This is a genomic window from Pseudomonas putida, assembly GCF_001976065.1.
GTDB lineage: Bacteria > Pseudomonadota > Gammaproteobacteria > Pseudomonadales > Pseudomonadaceae > Aquipseudomonas > Aquipseudomonas serbica.
Genome location: NZ_MNAH01000010.1, coordinates 166,715 through 188,487 on the forward strand (window position 1 = coordinate 166,715; position 21,773 = coordinate 188,487).

Below are 21,773 nucleotides of genomic sequence, written 5' to 3' on the forward strand. Positions count from 1 at the left end.
CTGCCATGCGCCGCACCCTGATTTCTTGCGCCCTGTTGCTCGCCGCAGGACACGCCGCAGCCAGCACCGCCTGGGTCTCCAATGAAAAGGACAACAGCCTGAGCCTGATCGACATGCAGACCCTGCAAGTCACCGACACCCTGCCCGTCGGCCAGCGCCCCCGTGGCCTGCTGCTGTCCCATGACAACAAGTTGCTGTACATCTGCGCCAGCGACTCGGACCGGGTCCAGGTGATGGACGTGGCCACGCGCAAGATCATCAAGGAACTGCCCTCGGGCAAGGACCCCGAGCAATTCGCCCTGCACCCCAACAATCGCTGGCTGTATGTCTCCAACGAAGACGATGCGCTGGTCACGGTGATCGACACCGAGACGTCCAAGGTCCTCGGTCAGATCAACGTCGGTGTCGAACCCGAAGGCATGGCCGTCAGCCCTGACGGCAAGTGGGCGGTGAACACCAGCGAAACCACCAACATGCTGCACTGGATCGACACCAGCACCCAGACCCTGGCCGACAGCACGCTGGTGGATCAGCGCCCGCGCTTCGTCGAGTTCTCGCCGGACGGTTCACAGCTCTGGGCTTCAGCGGAAATCGGTGGCACGGTGACCATCCTCGACGTTGCCAGCCGCAAGATCCTCAAGACCCTGAACTTCCAGATCAAGGGCGTGCATCCGGACAAGGTCCAACCCGTGGGTGTCAAGCTCAGTGCCGACGGCAAGTATGGCTTCGTCGCGCTCGGCCCCGCGAACCATGTAGCGGTGATCGATGCCAAAACCTTCGAGATTCTCGATTACCTGTTGGTGGGTCGCCGGGTCTGGCAGATGGCATTCACCCCGGATCAAAAGCAACTGCTGGCCACCAACGGCGTCAGCGGTGACGTCTCGGTGATCGATGTCGACAGCCTCAAGGTCAGCAAATCGGTAAAGGTCGGGCGGTATCCCTGGGGCGTGGTGGTGACCCCATGAACGCCCTGGAAGTCAGCGACCTGAACTTTGCCTACGGTCCTCGGGAGGCCCTGCGCCAGGTAAACTTCAGCCTGGCGCCTGGACGCTTCGCCGCGCTGCTGGGCCCCAACGGCGCCGGCAAGTCAACCCTGATCGCGCTGCTGACAAGGCTCTATGACCTGCAGCACGGGGACATCCGGGTCGGCGGCTGTTCATTGCGCAGCGCCCCGCGCCCGGCACTCAAACAACTGGGTGTGGTGTTCCAGCAAAGCACCCTGGACCTGGACCTCAGCGTCGAGCAGAACCTGCGTTATCACGCCGCGCTGCATGGCATGTCACGCCGCCAGACGCGCTTGCGAGTCGATGCGGAACTGACTCGCCAGGGCCTGGGCGAGCGCCGCGGCGAACGGGTGCGCGAACTCAATGGCGGCCATCGCCGGCGAGTGGAAATCGCCCGTGCCCTGCTGCATGAACCGCGTCTGCTGCTGCTCGATGAAGCCAGCGCCGGCCTCGACCCGGCCAGTCGCCTGGCGCTCAACCAGCACATTCGCAAGCTGTGCCACGAGCAGCGTATCAGCGTGCTCTGGACCACCCACCTGCTGGACGAAGTACAGGCCAGCGATGACCTGTTGATCCTCCATCAGGGCCGCCTGGTGGCCAGCGGTCAGGCCGATGCACTGAGCCTGGCGCACGGCGGCGACCTGGACTCGGCCTTCACTCGCCTGACCACTTCAGGAGCTTCCCGATGAACGCGTACTGGCAATGCTTGCGCGGTATCGTGCTTCGCGAATGGCTGCGTTTCGTGCTGCAACGCACGCGGTTTCTCAGCGCCCTGGTGCGGCCGCTGCTATGGCTGTTGGTGTTCGCCGCAGGTTTTCGCGCCGCACTGGGCATCGCCATCATCGAACCCTACGACACCTACATCCCGTACGAGGTCTACATCATCCCTGGGCTGGCCTGCATGATCCTGCTGTTCAACGGCATGCAGGGCTCACTGTCGATGGTCTACGACCGCGAGATGGGTAGCATGCGCGTATTGCTCACCAGTCCCCTGCCCCGCACCTTCCTGTTGTGCAGCAAGCTGTTGGCCACCTCACTGATTTCGCTGCTGCAGGTGTACGCCTTCCTGGCGATTGCCTGGTTCTACGGCGTGCAGCCGCCGGCCATGGGTTTGCTGCTGGCCCTGCCGGCGCTGTTGCTGGTGGCCTTGATGCTCAGCGCCCTGGGCCTGTTGCTGTCGAACGCGATCCGCCAGCTGGAGAACTTCGCCGGGGTGATGAACTTCGTGATCTTCCCGCTGTTTTTCCTGTCATCGGCGCTCTATCCGCTGTGGAAAATGCGCGAGGCCAGCGAATGGCTGTACTGGTTGTGCGCGCTGAACCCGTTCTCCCATGCGGTCGAACTGGTGCGGTTTGCCTTGTATGAGCGGTTCAATCCGCTGGCGCTGGCGGTGTGTTCAGGCCTGACGCTGCTGTTCGCACTGCTCGCCGTACTCACCTTCAACCCCCAACATGCCGCCCTGCGCAAATCCACCTGACCACAAAAATCCCCTGTGGGAGCGGGCTTGCTCCGGGCGGCGTTCCGACGAAGCCGGTGTGTCATTGAGCAGTCATGTGGAATGTGAAGGCCCCTTCGCGAACAAGCCCGCTCTCACAGTTGATCTTCATTGAGCATGGAAAACTAATACTTTAGTACTGGTTCCACCTGTCTATCGTCGCATTCCCAACGCCCCGCGACTGGCATGTAATGGGTGCATAACTATAAGGATCGAACCCCATGCCGCGTGCCCGACGTCACCTGTTGCGTCCCACACTCGCTGCGCTGTCGCTGAGCCTGTGGCTGGGCGGTGCACAGGCGCAAACCCCGCTGTTTTCCCCTGACGGCTATCGCATCGACCTGTACCGCAGCCCGACGCCGGAGCAACTTCCAGGCGCGACCATCGTCGACACCCCTGCCCTGCAATCGCTGCTTGCGCAAACACCGCGCCCGCTGCTGATCGATGTCTACCGTCACCAATGGCTGCAAGGCCGCTTCATCGAAGACCAGCCCCACGAAAACCTGCCCGGCAGTCATTGGCTGGCGAACACCGGCGACGGCGAGCTGACCACGCAATGGCAGGCTTACTTTGCCGACAACCTGAAAAGGCTGACCGCCGGTGACCTGGCGCAACCGCTGGTCTTTTACTGTCGGTCCGACTGCTGGTTGAGCTGGAATGCGGTCAAGCGTGCGGCCACGCTGGGCTATAAGACAGTGTATTGGTATCGCGATGGCCTGGACGCCTGGCAAGCCGCCAACCTGCCGGTCACGCAAGCTTTACCCGAACCCTTTCCCTGAGCTTTACGCGTGCGTGTTGTTGCCACACCATAATCAAAATAATGAGGTGAAAGGCTATGTACAAAATTCTGATTGCCGACGATCACCCGCTGTTTCGCGAAGCCATACACAACGTCATCAGCGATGGTTTCGCCGGTAGCGAGGTCATGGAAACCGCCGACCTGGACAGCGCCCTGGCGTTGACCCAGGAACACGATGACCTGGACCTGATCCTGCTCGACCTGAACATGCCCGGCATGCACGGGCTCAATGGCCTGATCAACCTGCGCAACGAAGCACCGACCATCCCCGTGGTCATCGTCTCCGCCGAGCAGGACAAACAGATCGTCCTCCAGGCCATCACCTACGGCGCCGTGGGTTTCATCACCAAGTCCTCGCCCCGCGCCCAGATGACCGAGGCCATCCAGCAGATTCTCAATGGCAATGTCTATCTGCCCCCGGACATTATCCGCACCACCAAAAGCAGCACCCACCGGCGCATGAACGATGCCCCGAGCTTCCCCCCGGAACTGCTCCAGGCCCTGACCCGCAAGCAGTTGCAGGTGCTGGAACGGATGACCAAGGGCGAATCGAACAAGCAGATCGCCTACACCCTGGAAATCGCCGAAACCACGGTCAAGGCGCACGTGTCGGCGATCCTGCGCAAGCTCAACGTGCACAACCGGGTGCAGGCGATCCTGAGTGCCGGGGATATTGATTTCGGGTCTTATCTGCGCCGTTGAATTCGTCGGCAACCGGAAAACCGTGTCGGCCCCTTCGCGAGCAAGCCCGCTCCCACAGGGGATTTGTGAACGACACGGATCCCTGCAGGAGCTGGCTTGCCAGCGAAGAGGCCCTCACAAACAGCAAAAACCTCAAGGCCTGGCGAGCAAATGACTCATCGCCGTCTTCAGCTTCATCGGCCGCACCGGCTTGTGCATCAGGGTATGCCCCAGTTCGCGGATCTGCTGCTTGAGTTCGTTGCTGTAGTTGGCGGTGATCATCATGGCCGGGATCGCACAGGCCCGCCGGGCATTGATCCGCGCGACCGCATCGACGCCGTTCTGGTCGTTGTCCAGGTGATAATCGGCAATCAACAGGTCGGCGCCGGCATGGTAGTTGTCCACTTGCCGCGCCAGGTCTTCTTCCGACAGCGCCGTCACCACCAGGCAGCCCCATCCCTCGAGCAACGTGCGCATCCCGGCGCAAATGGTCGCATCGTTGTCCAGCACCCAGACCCGCGCTCCGCGCAGCCGTTCGAGCATCGGTTCACTCATCAGCAGGTTCGGCAATGCCTTGGGTGCGGTGGCGCTGATCGGTACTTCTACAGAAAACATCGAGCCCCTGCCAGGCCACGAACGCACATGAATGCGGTGCCCAAGGATGCCGGCTATTTTCTCGACGATCGCCAGGCCCAGGCCCAATCCACGATCCTGATCCGGACGTTGCACGTCGCCGCGCTTGAACTCCTGGAAGATTTCTTCCAAACGATCTTGCGCAATGCCCATCCCGCTGTCCCAGACCTGGATCGACAGACTTTGCCGATGCCGCCGACAACCCAGCACCACACGACCGTTGTAGGTGTAGCGAATGGCGTTGCTCAACAGGTTGCGCAGGATGCGCGCCAGCAACTGGATGTCGCTGCGCACCAGCGCCGAGCACGGGATGAAATGCAGTTGCAGGCCTTCGCTGCGCGCCACCTCGGTGTATTCGGCGGCGAGGTTTTCCAGCAGTTCGCTCAAGGCGAACGGGGCGATATCGGCCTTGATCACCCCGGCATCGAGCTTGGAAATATCCACCAGCGTACCCAACAGACTCTCCACGTCCTCCAGGGAGTTGCTGACATTGCGCACCAGATGCTCGTTGGCGATCGGCTCGCGGCGCTCCAACAGGGCACTGGTGAACAACCGCGCGGCGTTCAGCGGTTGCAGCAGGTCGTGACTGACCGCGGCGAGGAACTTGGTTTTCGACAAGTTGGCCTGTTCCGCCTCCAGCTTGGCTTCGCGCAAGCGTGACTCGACCCGGCGACGCTCGTCGATTTCGCGCAGCAACTGATCATTGAGCTGGGTCAATTCGGCGGTGCGTTCGCGCACCCGCCGTTCGAGGTTCTGATAGGCCTGGTGCAGCGCCTCGGCGGTACGTCGGCGTTCGGTGATGTCACGGATCAACACGAAGATCCCCACCACCTCGCCGCTGGCCAGGCGATTGGGCACGTAGGAGCGCAACATGTAGCGCTCCTGGTTGTTGACGTTGGTCTCGGCGAATTCGAAGGTCACGCTCTCCCCGGCCAGCGCCCTGGCCACGTAGGGTTCCAGCCGCTGGTAATGCTGCTCGCTGTGCACTTCGCGCAGGCTCTGGCCGAGCATCACGCCGCGCGGCCAGCAGTACCATTGCTCATAGACCTTGTTGGTGAACTCGTAGACCAGGTCTGCATTGAGGTAGGCGATCAATGCAGGCACATGATCGGTGATCAGGCGAATCCAGCGCTCGCTTTCACTCAGGGCCTGGGCGTGCTGATAGCGTTCCGTGATGTCGGTGAAGGTGTTGACGAAACCGCCGGCAGGCAATGGATGGGTGCGGATTTCCAGGACCCGGCCATCGTACAGGCGCTGCTCGCATTCTTGCACGGGGCGCCCATTTGGGCCGCGACTGGCCGGGGTCAGCAGGGTCAATTCGCTGTCGGCGATGACTTCGGCAAAGGGCCGATGGGCAGCCACCGGTGCCAGGCCGCTGAGTTCCAGGAACCGCCGGTTCCACAGTTCCAGGATGCCCTCGGCGTTGACCATGGCCACCCCTTGGGACAGGTTGTCGACCGCCCGTTGCAGCAAGTGCGACTTCTGCGCCACCGCCTGCTCGCGCCGCATGGTTTCGCTGTGTTTGACGTCGGTGATGTCGGTGAACAGGATCACTCGTCCACCCTCCTGGGTTGGCCGTTCGCTGACCTGCAGCCAACGTCCGTCCTGCAAGCGATACAGCAGGTTCTCGTCGGCGTGCCCGCGCGGCTCCTCGGTAAACAGTCCGTTGCTGAGCATCAGGCGCTTGACCTCGGTCAGGCGCATACCCGCGTTGATCCGCACCCGGCTGTTCGTCCAGAACGCCTTGAAGCGGCTGTTGAACAGGACAATCCGTTGCTCGGCATCGAACAGCACGAAGGCGTCGGAAATACTCTCGATGGCATCGATCAGGTGCTGATGAGCCGTTTCCGCGCGCAGGCGGGCCTCGCTGAGCAAATGATTACCCGCCTTGAGTTCGGCCATGGCCTGGTTCAAGGCATCGGTGCGCTCACGCACCTGCTCGGCCAGCACCACCGAATGCTGGAATGCGGCATACGGATCGTTACCGCGAGTGATGCCGGACTCGATGCGTTCGATCAACGCCGCGTTGATGCGCTGCAGTTTCTGGTTATCGTGCTGCAGGATGGCGATTTGCGCCTGCAGTTCAGCGCTGTCCAAGGGAGCGGCCGCGGGCAATGGCAACGCCGGTGAAGGTCTGGTTGATGTGCATGCCATTGAACTGTTCTCCGTAGGTGTTGAACCCCATCACCCGTTGCTCGCGCAAAAAACTGCCGATCTGCTCCAGGTCGCCGTTGTCCTCCAGCTCCAGGCGCCTGAGGAAACAGTCGCAACCGATGGTCAGCAACAGATCGCCGAGCCGTTCCTGCAAGCCGTCGAACAGGCGTTGCAGATTCGGCAGCATCGGGCCAGGCGTCATGGCGGTGAGGACGATGCCGTTCTCTACGGCGCAGTAAAAACTCAGGCTCAGGTCAGGGTGAACCTGCTGGATGGCGCGCACGTAATACTGCTCGTTGATCCGCACCGCCAGGGGGTGTGCGGCGAAGATCCGGTGGTCGAGCTCGCCAACCGGCACGCCGATGTGCCGGGCGTACTCGGCGGCGGCCGGCTCGGCGTTGAGTTCGAAGACGCGCCGCGAGGCGCTGTCGGCACCGGTGACCACCAGTTTGTCCGCGCGCGGCAGAATGTGATGGGTGGTGAACACTTCGAAGTCCAGCCAGGTATTGACCAGCACCACCACCGCTGCGCCGCTGCGAAAACCGCCGTCGAAGTAGACATGGGTGTGGGTCAGGTAGTTGTCGTCACCGGCCGAGCCGCCGAAGTGCGGAATATCGCCCAGCGCCGCGCTCAAGGCGGCGAGGACCATTTCCTCGCGGCTGGACAGGCCATCGAGCAGGGTCAGGGCAAAGCTGTTGCCCTTGATCGGGGCCAGGGTGTTGCTGCGACAACCGTTGACCAGGCGCTCGACCATCTGCTGCGCGTCGATCAGGCTGAAGTGCTCCATCTCGTCGATCAGTTCCAGGGCAATGGAAAAGTACCGATGATCGAAGCCCACCGCCGTCACGCAGTTGCGCCCATAACCTTGCGGCGTGATTTCCCCGGCGCTGGTGCAACCCGCCAGGCGTATGCCGCCGAATCCCTGTTGCAAGGCGCCACCGAGGGCCTGCAAGTCGTATTCGGCAGAGCAGAAGAACAACACGAAACCCAGATGCGGGTGCAGCAACTGCCGCGCCAGCTCCTGCGCCACCTGCTGGGGATCGGTGGCCTGGGACATCGCGCTGACGATCCCTTCGTTCTGGACCTGCTGCATGGTCGCCCCCCGCAGGTGCGTGTGTATGAGGCACGAGTGTACGAAGCGCGAGAGGTGCCACGAATGCTACTTGGGTAGCAGGTAGGCGCTTCAATGGGATGAGAGATGTGCCGCAGATCCAGCAGATAGCTGAATACCTGTGGGAGCGAGCCTGCTCGCGAAGGCGGCGGGTCAGCCAACAAAGATGCTGGATTTGCCGGGCCCCTTCGCGAGCAGGCTCGCTCCCACAGTGGATAGTCACGAAGCCATTACCAGGTCAACACCGCCCCCAGCGCAACGGTATCGGTGTCTTCGTTCTGCGCACTGCCGTCATGGCCGTTGATTTCGAACTGGTTGTACTCGGCCACCAGCTTGAGGTTGTCGTTCACATCGTGGAACAGCGCGATGCCGCGGGTCTCGTAGTCGGCGCCACTGCCGACCACGCCGTTGCCATCGTCATTGGTCTTGCCGTAGGACAGGGCCAGGCGGTTCTTGCCCAGCTTGTAGGAGCCCTGCAACAGGTAGCCGTCGCTGTCGACGTTGCGCAGGGTCGGCTCGCCGGCGTTGTTGGTGAAAAAGGGATTGATGCCCTTGGCCTGAAAGCCCGAGCCGGTCAGGGACAAGCCGCCCATCTTGGCCTGGACGCCATAACCGACGCCTTTTGACGTGACGGTGTCGACGGTGGAATCGGTATTGTCCGAGGTCTGGTAGCTGCCGTTGACCCAGCTGTAGATCTGCGCTCCGGCGAGATCGAACTGGTAGGTGATCTCGCTCTCGGTGCGCGGATTTTCCTGATAGGCCTTGCCTGTGGGGCTGCTGTCATTAGTGTCCACCGGGTCCATGATCCCCACCGCCACGCGCAAACCGTCCATCACCGGCGTGCGGTAGGTGATCTGCGAGGTCGGGAATGGATAGGGGTAACCGGTGCCGATGTTGCCGAACGACACCCCGCCACCATCCACCAGCCCCAGGGTATCGCTGACCTGACCATAACCGGCGAGCATCTCATCGAGCAGGATGTTGGAGCGGGCAAACAGGCCGAAGTCCTTGCCGATCAGCACTTCGCCCCACTGCGCATTGGCCACGGTGCCGTAGAACTGCCGCACATCGATGGCGGTGTCGGTGCCATTGGTTTCACTGTCGTTGATGGTGACCCAGAACGAGGCGCGGGCACCGAGCTTGAGGTCATCGACCTGCTTGCCCATGTTGAAGCCCAGGTAGTTGGGCAGGAACCCCATCTTCACCCGCGATTGACGGCGGTCATACTGGTCGCCGGCACGGTCGACATCGCTGTTGACGTAGAAGGCATTGATGTAGCCGTCGGTGGAGAACGTGGTCTGGTCTTTGTCGTACAGCATGATCTCGGCCTCGGCCATCGAACTTAGGCCGAAGGTAGACAGGCTGGCAATCAAGGCAGGCAAAAAACGCTGCGTGAAGTTCTTATTGTTGTGCATGGCGCGCTCCGCGACTGGGACGAGTTGTCGGAGGCGATTATCGAAAGCTCAAGGGCGGCGCCATACGCTGCCTTGGGGGTGGAATCGAGGTGCTTTGGCATGGCCGCAAGAGCGCGACAACTGTGGCGTAAGACCGTCTGTCGGCAAGGCTCACCACTTAGGGTGTAGGCCTGTAGGCCCATGAACAATGCCCGAGTCTTGCGACCCGGGCATTTGGTTCCTCGACTGTGCTATTGGCGTTAGAAACTCGCCTTGACCGACAGCATGAAGTTGCGTGGATCACCGTAGTAGTTACCGAAGGATTCGGTACCGATGGTGGTGTAGTAGCGCTTGTCGAACAGGTTGTTGCCGTTGAGCGCAACCGACCAGGTGTCGTCGATGCGGTAGCCGATGCGGCCGTTCCAGATCGCATAACCCGACTGGTTGATTTTCTCGCCGCTGAGGGGCGAAACCCGGAAGTTATCGCTTTGCGCGTTGACGCCGGCACCAACAGTGAATCGCTCGAGTGACCCGCCCAGGGCGTAATCGCCCCACACGCGCAACAGATGCCGCGGCACATAACTGTTGAACGCCGCGCCATTGAGGCTGCTGTCGATGTCATCGAGGGTCTTGGTCTGGGTGTAGGTATATCCCGCCAGCAGTTGCAGGCGTTCGATGACTTCACCGCTGATCTCGGCCTCGAAACCCTGGGCGCGAACTTTGCCGGCGTTGACGTAGCAGTAACCGTCGGAGGACGGACAGGACGAGTTGAAGTCCGTCTGCGCCTGGTCTTTCTGGATCGTACGGAACAGGTTGAACGAGCTGTTCAGTCGACCGTCGAACCAGGCGCCCTTGATCCCCAGCTCATAGCTCTGGCCCACCAGGGGCTTGAGCGCCGAACCGTCTTCGGAGCGGTAATTGCCTTGCGGGGTGAAGATTTCCGCGTAGCTGGTATAAACCGTCAGGTTCTCGTTGAGGTCCAGCAGCAGGCCGGCAAACGGCGTCACCTGCCCGGTCTCCGTGGTGCTGGAATGTTCCGAGGTGCCGGTGTTGATGAAGTCGGAGTCGGTATCGGAGTCGTACCAGCTCACCCGACTGCCGACGACGAATGTCAGCGGCTCCGCCAATTTCAAGCGCAGCGTCGAGTAAATACCCTTCTGCTTGGTCACCGAATTGACCGGCCCGCCGCGGGATGAGTTATCGATGAAGTAGCTGTCATCCGGCTCGGGGATATGCTTGTCGGGATTGAACACATTCTGCCGCTGCGGCAGGAATGCCACCGAGTAGAAGTCGTCTTTTTTCGAACGGCTGGCGTTGAAGCCCACCACCAGTTCATGGCGCTGACCGAACGCGTCGAACATGCCATCGACGTAGGCGTCCAGGCCGTAGTCGACCTGGTCATAGTCATACATGCTGCCCAGCATGCCGGTGGTATTGGTGCCGGGTGTCACGGCACCGGAAGCGAAGGCGTACTTGATGTCCTGGGTGTTTTTTGTATAAACGCTGGCGACCTTCAACGCCCAGTCGTCGTTGAGTTGATGGGTCAGGTCGCTGAACACGGTGGTGCGCTGGCTGCGCCAGGTGTTCCACGAGGGATCGAGACAGGTCGAGCGGCTGAGCTTCAAGTCGTTGCCGTCCCGATAACGCGGCAGGCCGCCCCAGCAAGGGTTGGCATCCACGTCTTCATAGGCGACGCCCAGGCCGAGGGTCGTGTCGGGGCTCAGGTCAAGGTCGAGCGCGCCGTAATACACCTGGTCCTTGCGACTGGCGTCGTCGACGAAGTAATGCCGGCTCTGTTCGGCGACCACGGCGCGGCCACGCAAGGTGCCGGATTCGTTCAGCGGGCCACCGGTGTCGACCTGTCCGCGATAATTATCCCAGCTGCCCCCGGACAGGGTGATGTCCGTGTGCGCCGAGGTCTGGCCGCGCTTGCGCACGAAGTTCACCCCGCCTGCGGTACCGCCTGCGCCTTTCATCATGCCCGCGGCGCCGCGCAGGATTTCCACCCGGTCGTAATACGCCATGTCCTGGCTGAAACTGTCGGCCTGGACATAAAGGTTGCCCATGTCCAGGGGCACACCGTCGTACTGGTACTGGCCCGACATGCGAAAGCCACGGGAATAGAAATACTTGCCGCCCATGGTCGAGTCGTAGACGGTGATGCCCGGGGTCTTTTCCATGACCTGGTCGATGGTGTTGAGGTTCTGGTCATCGAGCATCTTGCGCGTCATCACCGTGACCGATTGCGGCGTTTCCCGGAGCGAGTGCTCGCCCTTGCCAATGGTGATCGCACCTGTGGTGTACGAGCCGCTGTATTCGGTGGTCGCGCCCAGCACCTGGCCATTGATGTTGGTCGCACCCAGTTCCAGCGCCGAACCGACAATCGGCACCGGCCGCAGCACATAAGTGCCGTTGGCCTGGGGTTCGGCCTGGAGGCCGCTGCCGCCGAGGATCCGCGCAAAGCCTTCGCTGACAGCAAACGCTCCCCGCAGACCGGGAGACTTCAACCCATCCGTTTGTCGCGCATCGAACGACAGTGCCGCACCCGCCGCACTGGCGAAATGACTGAGGACTTCGGTCAGACTGCCGCCAGCAATATCAAAGGACTTGACCGAGTTGTGCTGTTGCACTGGCGGCTGCGCCGCCAAGGTCACGCTTGACCAGACGCCCACCGTCGTTGCCGCCAATAACCCGACCTTTACTGCGGTCGTCAAACGACCCGGCTTGTACACCCCAAACATGCTTGCCCTCCCCCAAAAACAATCGCTAAACACTCATTGAGGGATGAGCCGAACGTTGCGTATCAAAAGTGCAAAGGCAGACAAACTTTTTTCAACTCACGGTGAAAGCGCACCGGCAGGCGCCGACACATCGACCCAATAACGGCTGTAGCGGATGATCCGCAGCGAGAAGCCACTCTCCAGCGCCGCCAGCGCCAGGTCGGTGTCATCGATCGGGAATGCGCCGGATACCTTGAGCTGGGCAATGCGCGGATCGCAGCGCAGCACGCCGCTGCGATAGCGCGAAAGGTCAGCCAGCAACTCGCTCAAGGGACGATTGATGGCAATGATGCTGCCCTGTTGCCAGGCGCCCACCGACGCATCGTTGCGCTGTACTGCCCCCAATGAGCGGCCATCGAAGTCCAGGGACTGACCGGCCTCCAGACGCACCATCGAGCCCGCGGAACGGACCTCCACGGCCTTCTCGAGCACCGCCACCCCACCGCTCTGTTCATGGGCGCGGACGATGAAACGCGTGCCGAGGGCCAGCACCTCGGCATGACGGGTGAGCACCTTGAACGGCCGCTGCAGGGGATCGGCTGCAGTCGTCACCCGGATCTCACCGCGCAACAGTTCGAGCACTCGTTGACGCCCGTCGAAACGCAGGTTGACCGACGTGTCGGTGTTGAGCAGCAACGCGCTGCCATCGGCCAGGCGAAACTCGCGGCGTTCGCCCACGGCGGTGCGAAAATCGGCCAGCAGGTTCTGTGAGGTTTCACTGCGCCAGCCCAGCCAGCCCAGAGAACCGGCTGAAGCGAGCACCAGCACACTGCGCAACACCTGCCGCCGGGAGCGATCGGCGCCGCGCAACGCAGGCGACGCCAGGGAGCCCGGCACGCTCGCCATCTGCTCGCTGACGTCGACCATGCGTTGCCAGGCCTGGCGATGGGCCGGATCGCCGGCCAGCCAGGCGTTCCAGGCGGCCAGGTCGGAATCGCTGGCAATCCCCGAGCGAAGCCGGGCATACCAGCGGGCGGCGTCGCCAATCGCCTGCAACTCAGGGGGCGACAGGCTCATGCCAGTTGCAACTGGATCTGCATCAGGCAGCAATGCTCCATGGCCTTGGCCATGTAGTTGTTGACCGTGCGGGTGCTGATATTCAAGCGCTCGGCAATCTGCGGGTAGGTCAGGCCGTCGAACTGGGACAGGATGAACGCCTGCTTGACCTTGGTCCCCAATCCTTGCAGCAGGCGGTCGATTTCCACCAGCGCTTGCAGCAGGATCGCCTGTTCCTCCAGCGAGGGCTGCTGCCATTCAGGCATGGCGGCCAGGGCTTCGAGGTAGGACTGTTCCAGCGAGCGTCGGCGAAACAGATCGATCAGCAAGCCCTTGGCGATCATCGACAGGTAAGGTCGCGGTTCGCGAATCTCCAGCGCGTTTCGCGCCTTGATCACCCGCACAAAGGTGTCCTGCGCCAGGTCCGCGGCATCGAACGCATTGCCCAGGCGCTGGCGCAGCCAGCCATTGAGCCAACCGTGGTGCTCGCAATACAGATCATTGACGGCGCTGCGCAGGGATAAGTCGTTGGCGGACATGACGATGGAATAATTCGCGAGTGATAATGACTCGCATTGTCAGTCGTGCGCAGGGTAATTTGCAATAGCCACAACGGCCAACCTGCCCCACCCCACCGGAAGGTAGGGCCAGGCAGGGGCTACGCTGATATCATTCAAGTACTTACAAGCCGGGTGGAAAACATGAACCGTCAAAAAAAGCTGCAGCAGCTGTTCAAGGAAAAGGCCAAGAAGGCCAGCGCCAAACTGGCACCGAAAAAGCCGAAATACATCAGCAAGGCTGACCGGTTGAAACTGGCGGCTGAAGCCGGTGACGCCTCGATCACCCCCCCTAGCGAAAATTGATCCAATTCGGCGCACCCGTACTCATCGCCACACAACTCGCGTAATGCTTGCAGGCCTTGACGCTGGCGGGCTCCGGCGGCACCGACAGCAGCACGGTCAACACCAGGAAAAACAGGATCAAAAACGGTACGTAATAGGCGAGATGACTTTTTATTTTCATTGTCAGTACTCTCATGACCTTTGGATTGAAACTGCGCTGGCAATAGGGCGCCTTCGAGTGACCGAAGGCGCCCTGTCACGCTGTCAGCGCTCGTCCACCGTGATGAACTCGCGACGCTCTGCCATGAACGCCGGCACGTCGTCCTCATCGGTGAAGAACTGCTCGTACCACTCGCGCAACTGATAGACCGGACCGTCGGTTTCCGCCAGCACCGGCTTGTCGATGCGGATCTTGTGTTTCCAGATCACCACGTCCTGGTAGAACGAGTCGCGGTTGCCCTGGACGTAGGCCCTGGCCACTTCCTGGTTCTGTTCATCGGTCCAGCCCGGCACCCGCTTGACCATGCAACCAAAACGCAGGTCGAAGCTGTTCGGTGTCACCGGCACGTGACTGTTGAGCAGGATGGCGTGGATGCGCACGTCGCCGAACATCGAGCTGATGTGGGTGAAGTGGGTCGCCGGCCCGTAGTAGGCCGACGGCGCGATCAGGTCGCCGCCCAGGCGCTCGGAGTCGCCATGGAAAATCTGGTGGCCGATGTGTCCTTCGAAAACGTTGGCGAAGTACTTGGTCGGGGTGCCGTGCACCGGTCCGAAGTGCTGGGCGTCCACCAGGTTATCGACCAGCTCCCGTGGGTTGGTCTCGATGTGCATGGTGTCGATGTTCCAGTCATGCACCCAGTCCGGATCGTCCATCTCGGGCAGGTGCGGAATGACCACGCCCTCCTTCGGCGCACGACCTTCGGGGTTGTTCCAGACGAACAGCAGGTTGTTCTCCTCGCAGGTCAACCAGCTGCGGGTCTTGGCCTTGGGCGGGATGCGCTTGCAGTAAGGGATCTCCACGCATTTGCCGCCGGTGTCGTACTTCCAGTGGTGGAACGGGCACACCAGCCGGTCGTTCTCGATGGTGCCCTGGGACAGGTCCGCGCCCATGTGCGGGCAATAGGCATCGAGGATGCTGATGTTGCCCTGGCTGTCGGCAAAGGCCACCAGGCGGGTGCCGAAGATTTCCAGGGTATGGGGCTTGCCATCACGGTAGTCGCTGGCATTGCCCAGGCAGTGCCAGCCGCGGGCGTAACGGTGGCTGCGCTGGGCGTTCTCGATGTTGATTTCAGCGAGTTTGGTCATTGTTATTGTTCCTCGGTTGCAGACTTGGGCAGGCAATGCCCCCAAGAAATACAGGGTGATCCCATGGCCGACATCATTGGGTAGCCGCGTCGGCAGGTCATCCTTCAGTTGGACTAGATCAAACGCGATCCACTCTCAATGGCACCCCTGTCACCAGGGGCGCCGCGCTTGACGGTTACTGGCCGAAACGCCGGGCAGCTTCCGGGCCGAAGTCCCGTGGGCTGAAGCCGGGTTTGTTCAACAGGTAGCCGTTGCGCTGCTCGTTGATCAGGTTGAACGCCAGGTAGCTGCCGGCATTGAGGTCGTAGTACAGGCCGACGCCCGCTTGCGGCCGCTGGGTTTCGTAGGCGTAGAAGTAATTGAGCATCGAGGTGCGCCACAGCTCGCCACGGTTGTCATAGTTGTCGGCGAGCATCGGGAACCAGGTGTCCTCGTCGATATACAACTTGCGCTTGCCATACAGGTGGCGATAACCCGGCTTGAGGGTGCCTTCGAGCTCCCACACCCGATGGCGCTCATAACGCATGGCATCGGGATTGATGTGGCCCGGCGTCAGCAGATCGGCGTACTTGAGGTTGGCCGCGTGCAGGCGGTAGGTGTTGTAGGGGATGAACATCTCGCGCTTGCCGACGATCTTCCAGTCGTAACGCTGCCCGGAACCGTTGAACAAGCGCACCTCGTCGACGGTGATCGAGCCACCGCTGCCAGGGAACGACATGTCGAAACCATAGCCTGGCGACTGGCGCACACGCCGGGTGCCCGGATCGTAACGCCAGGCCTGGCGCGGTTCGGTCTTGTCATTCCAGAACTCGGTGCCGGTATTGATCTCGCCCTTGTCGCGTTGCGGCAACAGGGTTTCGTTGAGGTAGAACGACGAGTTGCCGGTGGTCTCGCCAATCTTGCCGGGTTCCAGCGCCGGCGCCAGGTTGCGCGAATGCACGCGGCCCCAGTTGATGTTGCCATCCTTGAGCACGTAGGCGTTGTCGGAGGTGTATTCCTCGGTCCAGGCACGCAGGGTAAAAGCCGAGGCGTTCTTCAACAGTTCCAGGCCGCTGCGCGGTACCGGAAAGGCTGTGCCACCGGTTTTGCCCACCACCCCTTCACCCTCATCCACCAGGCGAGCAATGCTGGCGTTCTCGCGGGTGGCTTTGCAAACCGCGTCGTCGAAGCGGAAATCCCGGTGCGAGGGGTAGATCGGCATCTTGTAGGTGCCCGGGAACAGCTTGAACAGGGCTTTCTGGCCGTCGGACAGGTAGTCGTTGTACTGCGCGATGTTCTGCGCGGTAATCACGAACAGCGGTTTTTCGTCCGCGTACGGGTCGACCGGGTGGTTACCCGTGCCCTTGAAGTCGACGTGGGGTGGCGCGCCCAGCCATTTGCCGCTGAACGCTGGAATGCTGCCGTCGGCGTTGCCGGCTTTTTCCGCGCCCATGCACGTCAAGTCTGTGCCCAGGCGGGAGGCATCTTCGGGTGCGGCATTCACCGTGCCGATGGCACAGCAGCCCAATAACAACGCCAACGCCCAGCCAGGGGACTGATTACTGCCGGTCATTTTTATTCTCCTTAGGTTCGACAACGGTGGCCCAGTATCGACAGCCCGGGAACCCGGCAGCATCGTCCGCACGGACTAACGCATTTTGCCGCGCACCCGCTTCATAGCCGCGCCGTCGCTGGCTGCGGCGCGCCCAGGGCGACCACACTGTTGAGCATGATCCGCACCAGCTCCGTCTGGCGTCGCACACCGGTCTTGGAAAAAATCGAGCGCAGGTGCGCCCGCGCGGTATTGCGGCGGATATTCAGGAATTCCGAGGCTTCCTCCAGCGACAGGCCGTTGGCCAGTTCCAGGGCCAGCGTGGTTTCCGCCGGCGTCAGGTTGTACAGTTGCGACGTCAGCACCGTGCTCACCAGCGACTTGCTCACGGCATCGCGCACATACACCACCACCGTGGGCTTGCCGTTGCCTTCGAGCAGGTCCCCGGACGGAATCAACTCCACCACCACGCCCAGGCTGACCTGCCCCGAAGGGCGGGAAATCGAGGTCGCCTCGGCCACCTGCACACCCCGGCTGGCGCCTTGTCTGGCGCGCTGGAAGGCATTGCGCACCAGGCGCGCCAGCTCGCGATTGTCGCTGGGATAAGTCGCTTCCAGCCGCCCGCCGACCACCTTGAGGCCGTCCTGGCTGTCGAGGATCTCCCGGGCCACGGGATTGAGTTGCACCACGGTGCCGTGCTCATCGAGCACGATGGTCGCCACCGCCAGGCGGCTGATCGTCTGTGAATACAGGCTGCCCAGCGACTCGCTGCGGTCGAGCAGCGAATACATGTGCAAGGCCCGGCGCAGATGGGGCAACAACATGGCGCACATGGCCCGCTCGGCGTCACTGAACCGTGGCTGGGCCCGGGGTCGATTGATCCGGAAACGCACGGTGCCGCCATCCGGCATGCGGATATCGGCACCGAGCATGTGGTAGCAGTCGTAGGGCTGGCAGTACAGTAGGTAAAACGCCGAGCTGGACCATTCGCTGTCGCTGATCAGCTCATCGACGGTGAACACCGTGTCAGTGGGCAGACCATCGAACAGGGTGGATTTGGCGTAGTAGGCGTAATGGTTGATACCGCCCTGCCCCAGTTCGACATCGCCGGCGACCACCATCGGTGACAACAGCGGCTCGTCCTGGACCCGCAGGATCAAGGTGACGAAATTGGCCTTGAACAACGTCCGCACCTCGCGCAACGCGTCGCTCAAGCTGCGGGTATCCATTGCCGAATCGTAGATGTTGCCGATAATCCGTTCGTACTCGTCCAGCTCCAGGCCCATGTGCGCCAGGACCTGTGCATTGGGCATACCACTTTGCATAACCATTCCCCAGCAGAGAGACCCGACCTGCGGGCCCCATGGATTAATCGACAGGTCGGCACTGCCCCGCTCGCCTCATGGCAGCTCGAACAGGCCGGCGGCGCCCATGCCGCCGCCGATGCACATGGCGATCACCACATACCGAACACCGCGCCGCCGCCCTTCGAGCAAGGCGTGGCCGACCATCCGCGCGCCGGACATGCCGAACGGGTGACCGATGGCAATCGCCCCGCCGTTGACGTTCAGGCGATCGGCCGGGATCTGCAGCGCATCGCGGCAATGCAGCACCTGGCTGGCGAAGGCCTCGTTGATCTCCCACAGGCCGATATCCTTCACGCCCAGGCCAAAACGCTTGAGCAGCTTGGGAATCGCGATCACCGGGCCGATGCCCATTTCCTCAGGCGCGCAGCCGCCCACGGCAATGCCGCGGTAGATACCCAGTGGCGTCAGCCCGCGGCGCTTGGCCTCGGCTCGACTCATCAGCAAGCTGGCCGCGGCACCGTCGGAGAATTGCGAGGCGTTGCCGGCGGTGACGAACTCGCCCTGCTCGACCCAGGCGCCGTCCTTCCACACCGTTTTCAAGCCCGCCAAGTCTTCCAGGCGCGTATTGGGCCGGTTGCACTCGTCTTTCAGCACCTGCACGCGTTCGTGGCCATTGGGTTGACCATCGGCGGCGAACAGCAGTTTATCCACGCTCAGGCCGACGATTTCATCGTCGAACAGGCCGTCTCGCTGCGCGGCGGCGGTGCGCAACTGGCTGTGCAGCGAATACTCGTCCTGGGCGGCGCGACTGATGCCATAGCGACGCGAGACGATCTCGGCGGTCTCGATCATCGGGATATAGGCGCTGGGCATCACCTGCAGCACGGCTTCGGAACGGGCGCGATAGGCATTCTTGTGCTTGGTCTGGGTCAGCGACAGGGACTCCACGCCACCACCGATGGCAATGTTCATCTCGCCGGTCATGATGCCCTTGGCGGCCATGCCAATGCTCATCAGGCCCGAGGCGCACATGCGATCCACCGCCATGCCCGGCACGCTGTCCGGCAAACCGCCGGTGTAGGCGCAGAGCCGGCCGATGTTGAAGCCCTGGGTGCCCTGCTGCACCGACGCGCCCATGATCACATCCTCGACCTCGGCAGGCTCGATGCCGGCGCGCTCGACCACCGCGCGCACCACATGGCCGCCCAGCACCGGGGCCTCGGTATCGTTGAACGATCCGCGAAACGACTTGGCCAACGCGGTACGGGCGGTGGCGACGATGACGACTTCATTCTGGTCCATGGCTAACTCACTCGGAAATGGGGTTGAAGGTGTAGCGGCTGATGGTGTCGATCACGCAGCCGGGGCGTGCCTGGCCTTCGACTTCCATGGTCATGCGCACCACCAGTTGCACGGCGTCGCCCAGTTGTTCGGCGCGCAGGATCTGGCCGCTGCCGCGCACCCGCGAATCGACCTTGACCGGCGCCGGGAAGCGCACCCGGTCGCTGCCGTAGTTCACGCCCATCGCCATGTTTTCAAGGATCAGCAACTGCGGCATGAACAGGTTGGCCAGTGACTGGGTCAGGTAGCCGTGGGCAATGCAGGCGCCAAACGGGCCGCTGGCGGCGCGCACCGGGTCGACGTGAATCCACTGGTGATCGCTGGTGGCTTCGGCGAACAGATCGATGCGTTGCTGGCTGATGGTCAGCCATTCGGTGTGGCCCAGATCCAGGCCCTCGGCCGCCAGCAACGCCTGGGCACTGTTGAATACGTGGCTCATGTGCACATCCTCAAGCCTGTTGTGAACTGACGGACAGCACTTCGCCGACCATGTAGGAGGCATAATCGCTGGCCAGGAACATCATCACGTTGGCCACCTCCCAGACTTCGGCGGCACGCCCGAACGCCTCGCGCCCGGCCAGGCTGGCGAGCAACTCTTCGCTGGAGGCTTTCTTGAGGAAATCGTGCAGCGCAATCGACGGCGACACCGCGTTGATGCGCACGCCGAACTCGGCGGCTTCCAGGGCGCTGCAGCGGGTCAGCGCCATCACCCCGGCCTTGGCGGCGGCGTAATGGGCCTGTTCCTTCTGCGCCCGCCAGCCGAGCACCGAGGCGTTGTTGACGATGGCCCCGGCACCACGGCGCTGCATGTGCGGCAACATCGCCCGGGTCATGCGGAAGGTGCCGGTCAGGGTCACATCCAGCACCCGCAACCATTCTTCGTCGCTCATCTCCACCACGCGTTTCTGGCCACCCAGGCCTGCGTTGTTGATCAGCACATCGACCCCGCCCAACGCTTGCTCGGCTGCTGCCACCAGCGCCTGGACTTCGTTTTCGTCCGTGACATTGCACAGCTGGCCATAAATCGCCTGCAAACCCGTCTCGGCCTTGAGACGCTCCACCGCCTCCTCCAGGCGCCGCGCATGCACATCGGAAATCATCAATGCCCGACAACCTTCCTCGGCACTGCGCCGGGCCGCCGAATAACCGATACCGGCACCGGCCGCCGCGGTAATCAACACCGACTTGCCGGCCAGCAATTGATGCCCGGGAACATAAGGGGGGGCTTGTTTCACAGCGTCTACCTCCGAAGAAATCAATACGCTGCAGTTGTACGGAGGGAGCGATGCGGGCGCATCGTCAAAATGGGGTATGAAGGTGGAGAAACAGCAAGACGGCGGCGGGCACGACGCGCCTCTGCAGGAGCCGGCTTGCTGGCGATGCGATGGTGGCCGTTATGCCGCCATCGCTGGCACGCCAGCTCCTACAGGGGATCGGGTACGGCCGCGAGTGAATGGTCGAGGCTTCAGCTTCCCCAGACTTTCTGTGCCTTGGGTGCTTCGGCGAGGATGGCGTCCACCGCCGCGCCGATCTCTTCGACTTTCCACAACGCGCCCTTGTCGCAGGTCACGCCTGTGCGCCAACCGTCGCCCAGGGAGATGCGTCCGCCCTGGCTCTCGAAGACCTGGCCGCTGACGTGGGCCGAGGCCGGGCTGCCCAGCCAAACCACCAGCGGCGCGACGTTTTCCGCGGCCCAGGCATCAAAGCTGCCGTCCTCGGGTTTTTTCACCACGTCGGGCATGGCGCTCTCGGTCATCGAGGTGCGTGCGGCCGGCGCCAGTGCATTGGCGGTGACGCCATAGCGGGCCAGTTCCGCCGCTTGCACCAGGGTCAGCGAGGCGATGCCGCCCTTGGCCGCCGAATAATTGGACTGGCCCACCGAGCCTTGCAGCCCGGCGCCGGAGCTGGTGTTGATGATCCGTGCGTCCACCGGCGTGCCGGCCTTGGCCAGGTCGCGCCAGCGGCGGCCGAGGATGTTGGCCAGGCAGTAATGGCCCTTGAGGTGAACGCGCATGACCATGTCCCAGTCTTCTTCACTGAGGCTGATGAACATGCGGTCGCGCAACACGCCGGCGTTGTTGATCAACACATGCACTTCACCGAACGCCGCCAATGCCGCATCGACGATGCGCTGCGCGGTGGCCAGGGTGGTGATGTCGTCGCTGTTGGCGATGGCCTGGCCACCGTTGGCGCGAATCTCCCCCGCCACATCCTCTGCGGCGTCGGCGCGAATATCGTTGACCACCACGTTGGCCCCTTGCGCGGCGAACGCCAGGGCGTAGGCGCGACCGAGTCCGCCGCCGGCCCCGGTGATGATCACGGTGCGGTCTGCACAGATAGCCATGTTTGACTCCTTGAAATGGTGGGTGGCCGCGCGCCCGAAGCGGCGGCCCCGCATGG

The 21,773-nt window shown here is 62.4% G+C and carries 20 protein-coding genes; 6 read left to right on the forward strand and 14 right to left on the reverse strand.

Annotated elements, in window-relative coordinates:
• Positions 1–5: 5 nt before the first annotated feature.
• From BKX96_RS27185 to BKX96_RS27205, 5 genes are all read left to right on the forward strand, one after another.
• The gene (locus tag BKX96_RS27185; protein ID WP_046817104.1) at positions 6–965 is read left to right on the forward strand and encodes a YVTN family beta-propeller repeat protein; all 960 of its coding nucleotides are present in this window, start codon (positions 6–8) and stop codon (positions 963–965) included.
• Positions 962–1,693, forward strand: a complete 732-nt coding sequence (pedB, locus tag BKX96_RS27190) for a lanthanide ABC transporter ATP-binding protein PedB/LutE (RefSeq protein WP_046817103.1) — start codon at positions 962–964, stop codon at positions 1,691–1,693. Before BKX96_RS27185 ends, pedB begins: the two co-directional genes overlap by 4 nt.
• Positions 1,690–2,481, forward strand: coding sequence for a lanthanide ABC transporter permease protein PedC (gene pedC / locus BKX96_RS27195; protein WP_077185946.1), 792 nt, complete (start codon positions 1,690–1,692; stop codon positions 2,479–2,481). The genes pedB and pedC overlap by 4 nt, the downstream gene beginning before the upstream one ends.
• A 239-nt stretch (positions 2,482–2,720) precedes the next feature.
• Positions 2,721–3,278, forward strand: a complete 558-nt coding sequence (locus tag BKX96_RS27200) for a PQQ-dependent catabolism-associated CXXCW motif protein (protein ID WP_077185947.1) — start codon at positions 2,721–2,723, stop codon at positions 3,276–3,278.
• A gap of 56 nt (positions 3,279–3,334) precedes the next feature.
• The gene (locus BKX96_RS27205) at positions 3,335–4,000 is read left to right on the forward strand and encodes a response regulator transcription factor (protein ID WP_046817100.1); all 666 of its coding nucleotides are present in this window, start codon (positions 3,335–3,337) and stop codon (positions 3,998–4,000) included.
• A 132-nt stretch (positions 4,001–4,132) separates the two neighbouring features.
• Here BKX96_RS27205 and nahK read toward each other — a convergent pair whose 3' ends face one another.
• From nahK to BKX96_RS27235, 6 genes are all read right to left on the reverse strand, one after another.
• A complete protein-coding gene (nahK, locus tag BKX96_RS27210) occupies positions 4,133–6,727 on the reverse strand; it encodes a hybrid sensor histidine kinase/response regulator NahK/ErcS' (protein WP_046817099.1) in 2,595 nt (864 codons plus the stop codon).
• Positions 6,696–7,859, reverse strand: a complete 1,164-nt coding sequence (gene nosP / locus BKX96_RS27215; protein ID WP_046817098.1) for a nitric oxide-sensing protein NosP — start codon at positions 7,857–7,859, stop codon at positions 6,696–6,698. The genes nahK and nosP overlap by 32 nt, the downstream gene beginning before the upstream one ends.
• Before the next feature lie 248 nt (positions 7,860–8,107).
• Positions 8,108–9,292 carry a porin gene (locus BKX96_RS27220; RefSeq protein WP_046817097.1) on the reverse strand — a complete coding sequence of 395 codons (1,185 nt, stop codon included), beginning with the start codon at positions 9,290–9,292 and terminating at the stop codon, positions 8,108–8,110.
• A 239-nt stretch (positions 9,293–9,531) separates the two neighbouring features.
• A complete protein-coding gene (locus BKX96_RS27225) occupies positions 9,532–12,012 on the reverse strand; it encodes a TonB-dependent siderophore receptor (RefSeq protein ID WP_077185948.1) in 2,481 nt (826 codons plus the stop codon).
• 96 nt (positions 12,013–12,108) lie between these two features.
• Entirely contained in the window at positions 12,109–13,068 is a 960-nt protein-coding gene (locus BKX96_RS27230) for a FecR domain-containing protein (protein ID WP_077185949.1), read from the reverse strand.
• Positions 13,065–13,586, reverse strand: coding sequence for a sigma-70 family RNA polymerase sigma factor (locus BKX96_RS27235; RefSeq protein ID WP_046817094.1), 522 nt, complete (start codon positions 13,584–13,586; stop codon positions 13,065–13,067). The genes BKX96_RS27230 and BKX96_RS27235 overlap by 4 nt, the downstream gene beginning before the upstream one ends.
• A 162-nt stretch (positions 13,587–13,748) precedes the next feature.
• Here BKX96_RS27235 and BKX96_RS27240 point away from each other — a divergent pair, with 162 nt between their 5' ends.
• Positions 13,749–13,910 carry a DUF2986 domain-containing protein gene (locus BKX96_RS27240; RefSeq protein WP_077185950.1) on the forward strand — a complete coding sequence of 54 codons (162 nt, stop codon included), beginning with the start codon at positions 13,749–13,751 and terminating at the stop codon, positions 13,908–13,910.
• Here the strand turns inward: BKX96_RS27240 and BKX96_RS32945 are convergent.
• The 8 genes from BKX96_RS32945 to BKX96_RS27275 form a co-directional block, all read right to left on the reverse strand.
• Positions 13,897–14,070 carry a hypothetical protein gene (locus BKX96_RS32945; RefSeq protein WP_179092183.1) on the reverse strand — a complete coding sequence of 58 codons (174 nt, stop codon included), beginning with the start codon at positions 14,068–14,070 and terminating at the stop codon, positions 13,897–13,899. The two genes, BKX96_RS27240 and BKX96_RS32945, sit on opposite strands and share 14 nt — an antisense overlap.
• A gap of 83 nt (positions 14,071–14,153) precedes the next feature.
• Positions 14,154–15,194, reverse strand: coding sequence for a 3-ketosteroid-9-alpha-monooxygenase, oxygenase component (locus BKX96_RS27245; RefSeq protein ID WP_077185951.1), 1,041 nt, complete (start codon positions 15,192–15,194; stop codon positions 14,154–14,156).
• A 175-nt stretch (positions 15,195–15,369) separates the two neighbouring features.
• Positions 15,370–16,746: a DUF1329 domain-containing protein gene (locus BKX96_RS27250; protein ID WP_082240511.1), complete on the reverse strand. Its 1,377-nt coding sequence runs from the start codon at positions 16,744–16,746 to the stop codon at positions 15,370–15,372.
• A 101-nt stretch (positions 16,747–16,847) separates the two neighbouring features.
• Positions 16,848–18,050 carry a helix-turn-helix transcriptional regulator gene (locus tag BKX96_RS27255; RefSeq protein ID WP_077185952.1) on the reverse strand — a complete coding sequence of 401 codons (1,203 nt, stop codon included), beginning with the start codon at positions 18,048–18,050 and terminating at the stop codon, positions 16,848–16,850.
• A gap of 75 nt (positions 18,051–18,125) precedes the next feature.
• Positions 18,126–19,334 carry an acetyl-CoA C-acyltransferase gene (locus tag BKX96_RS27260; RefSeq protein ID WP_046817091.1) on the reverse strand — a complete coding sequence of 403 codons (1,209 nt, stop codon included), beginning with the start codon at positions 19,332–19,334 and terminating at the stop codon, positions 18,126–18,128.
• Positions 19,335–19,341: 7 nt separating this feature from the next.
• Positions 19,342–19,812 carry a MaoC family dehydratase gene (locus BKX96_RS27265; RefSeq protein WP_046817090.1) on the reverse strand — a complete coding sequence of 157 codons (471 nt, stop codon included), beginning with the start codon at positions 19,810–19,812 and terminating at the stop codon, positions 19,342–19,344.
• A gap of 10 nt (positions 19,813–19,822) precedes the next feature.
• A complete protein-coding gene (locus tag BKX96_RS27270) occupies positions 19,823–20,608 on the reverse strand; it encodes an SDR family oxidoreductase (RefSeq protein WP_046817089.1) in 786 nt (261 codons plus the stop codon).
• A 230-nt stretch (positions 20,609–20,838) separates the two neighbouring features.
• Entirely contained in the window at positions 20,839–21,717 is an 879-nt protein-coding gene (locus tag BKX96_RS27275) for an SDR family oxidoreductase (RefSeq protein WP_046817088.1), read from the reverse strand.
• Positions 21,718–21,773 lie beyond the last annotated feature (56 nt).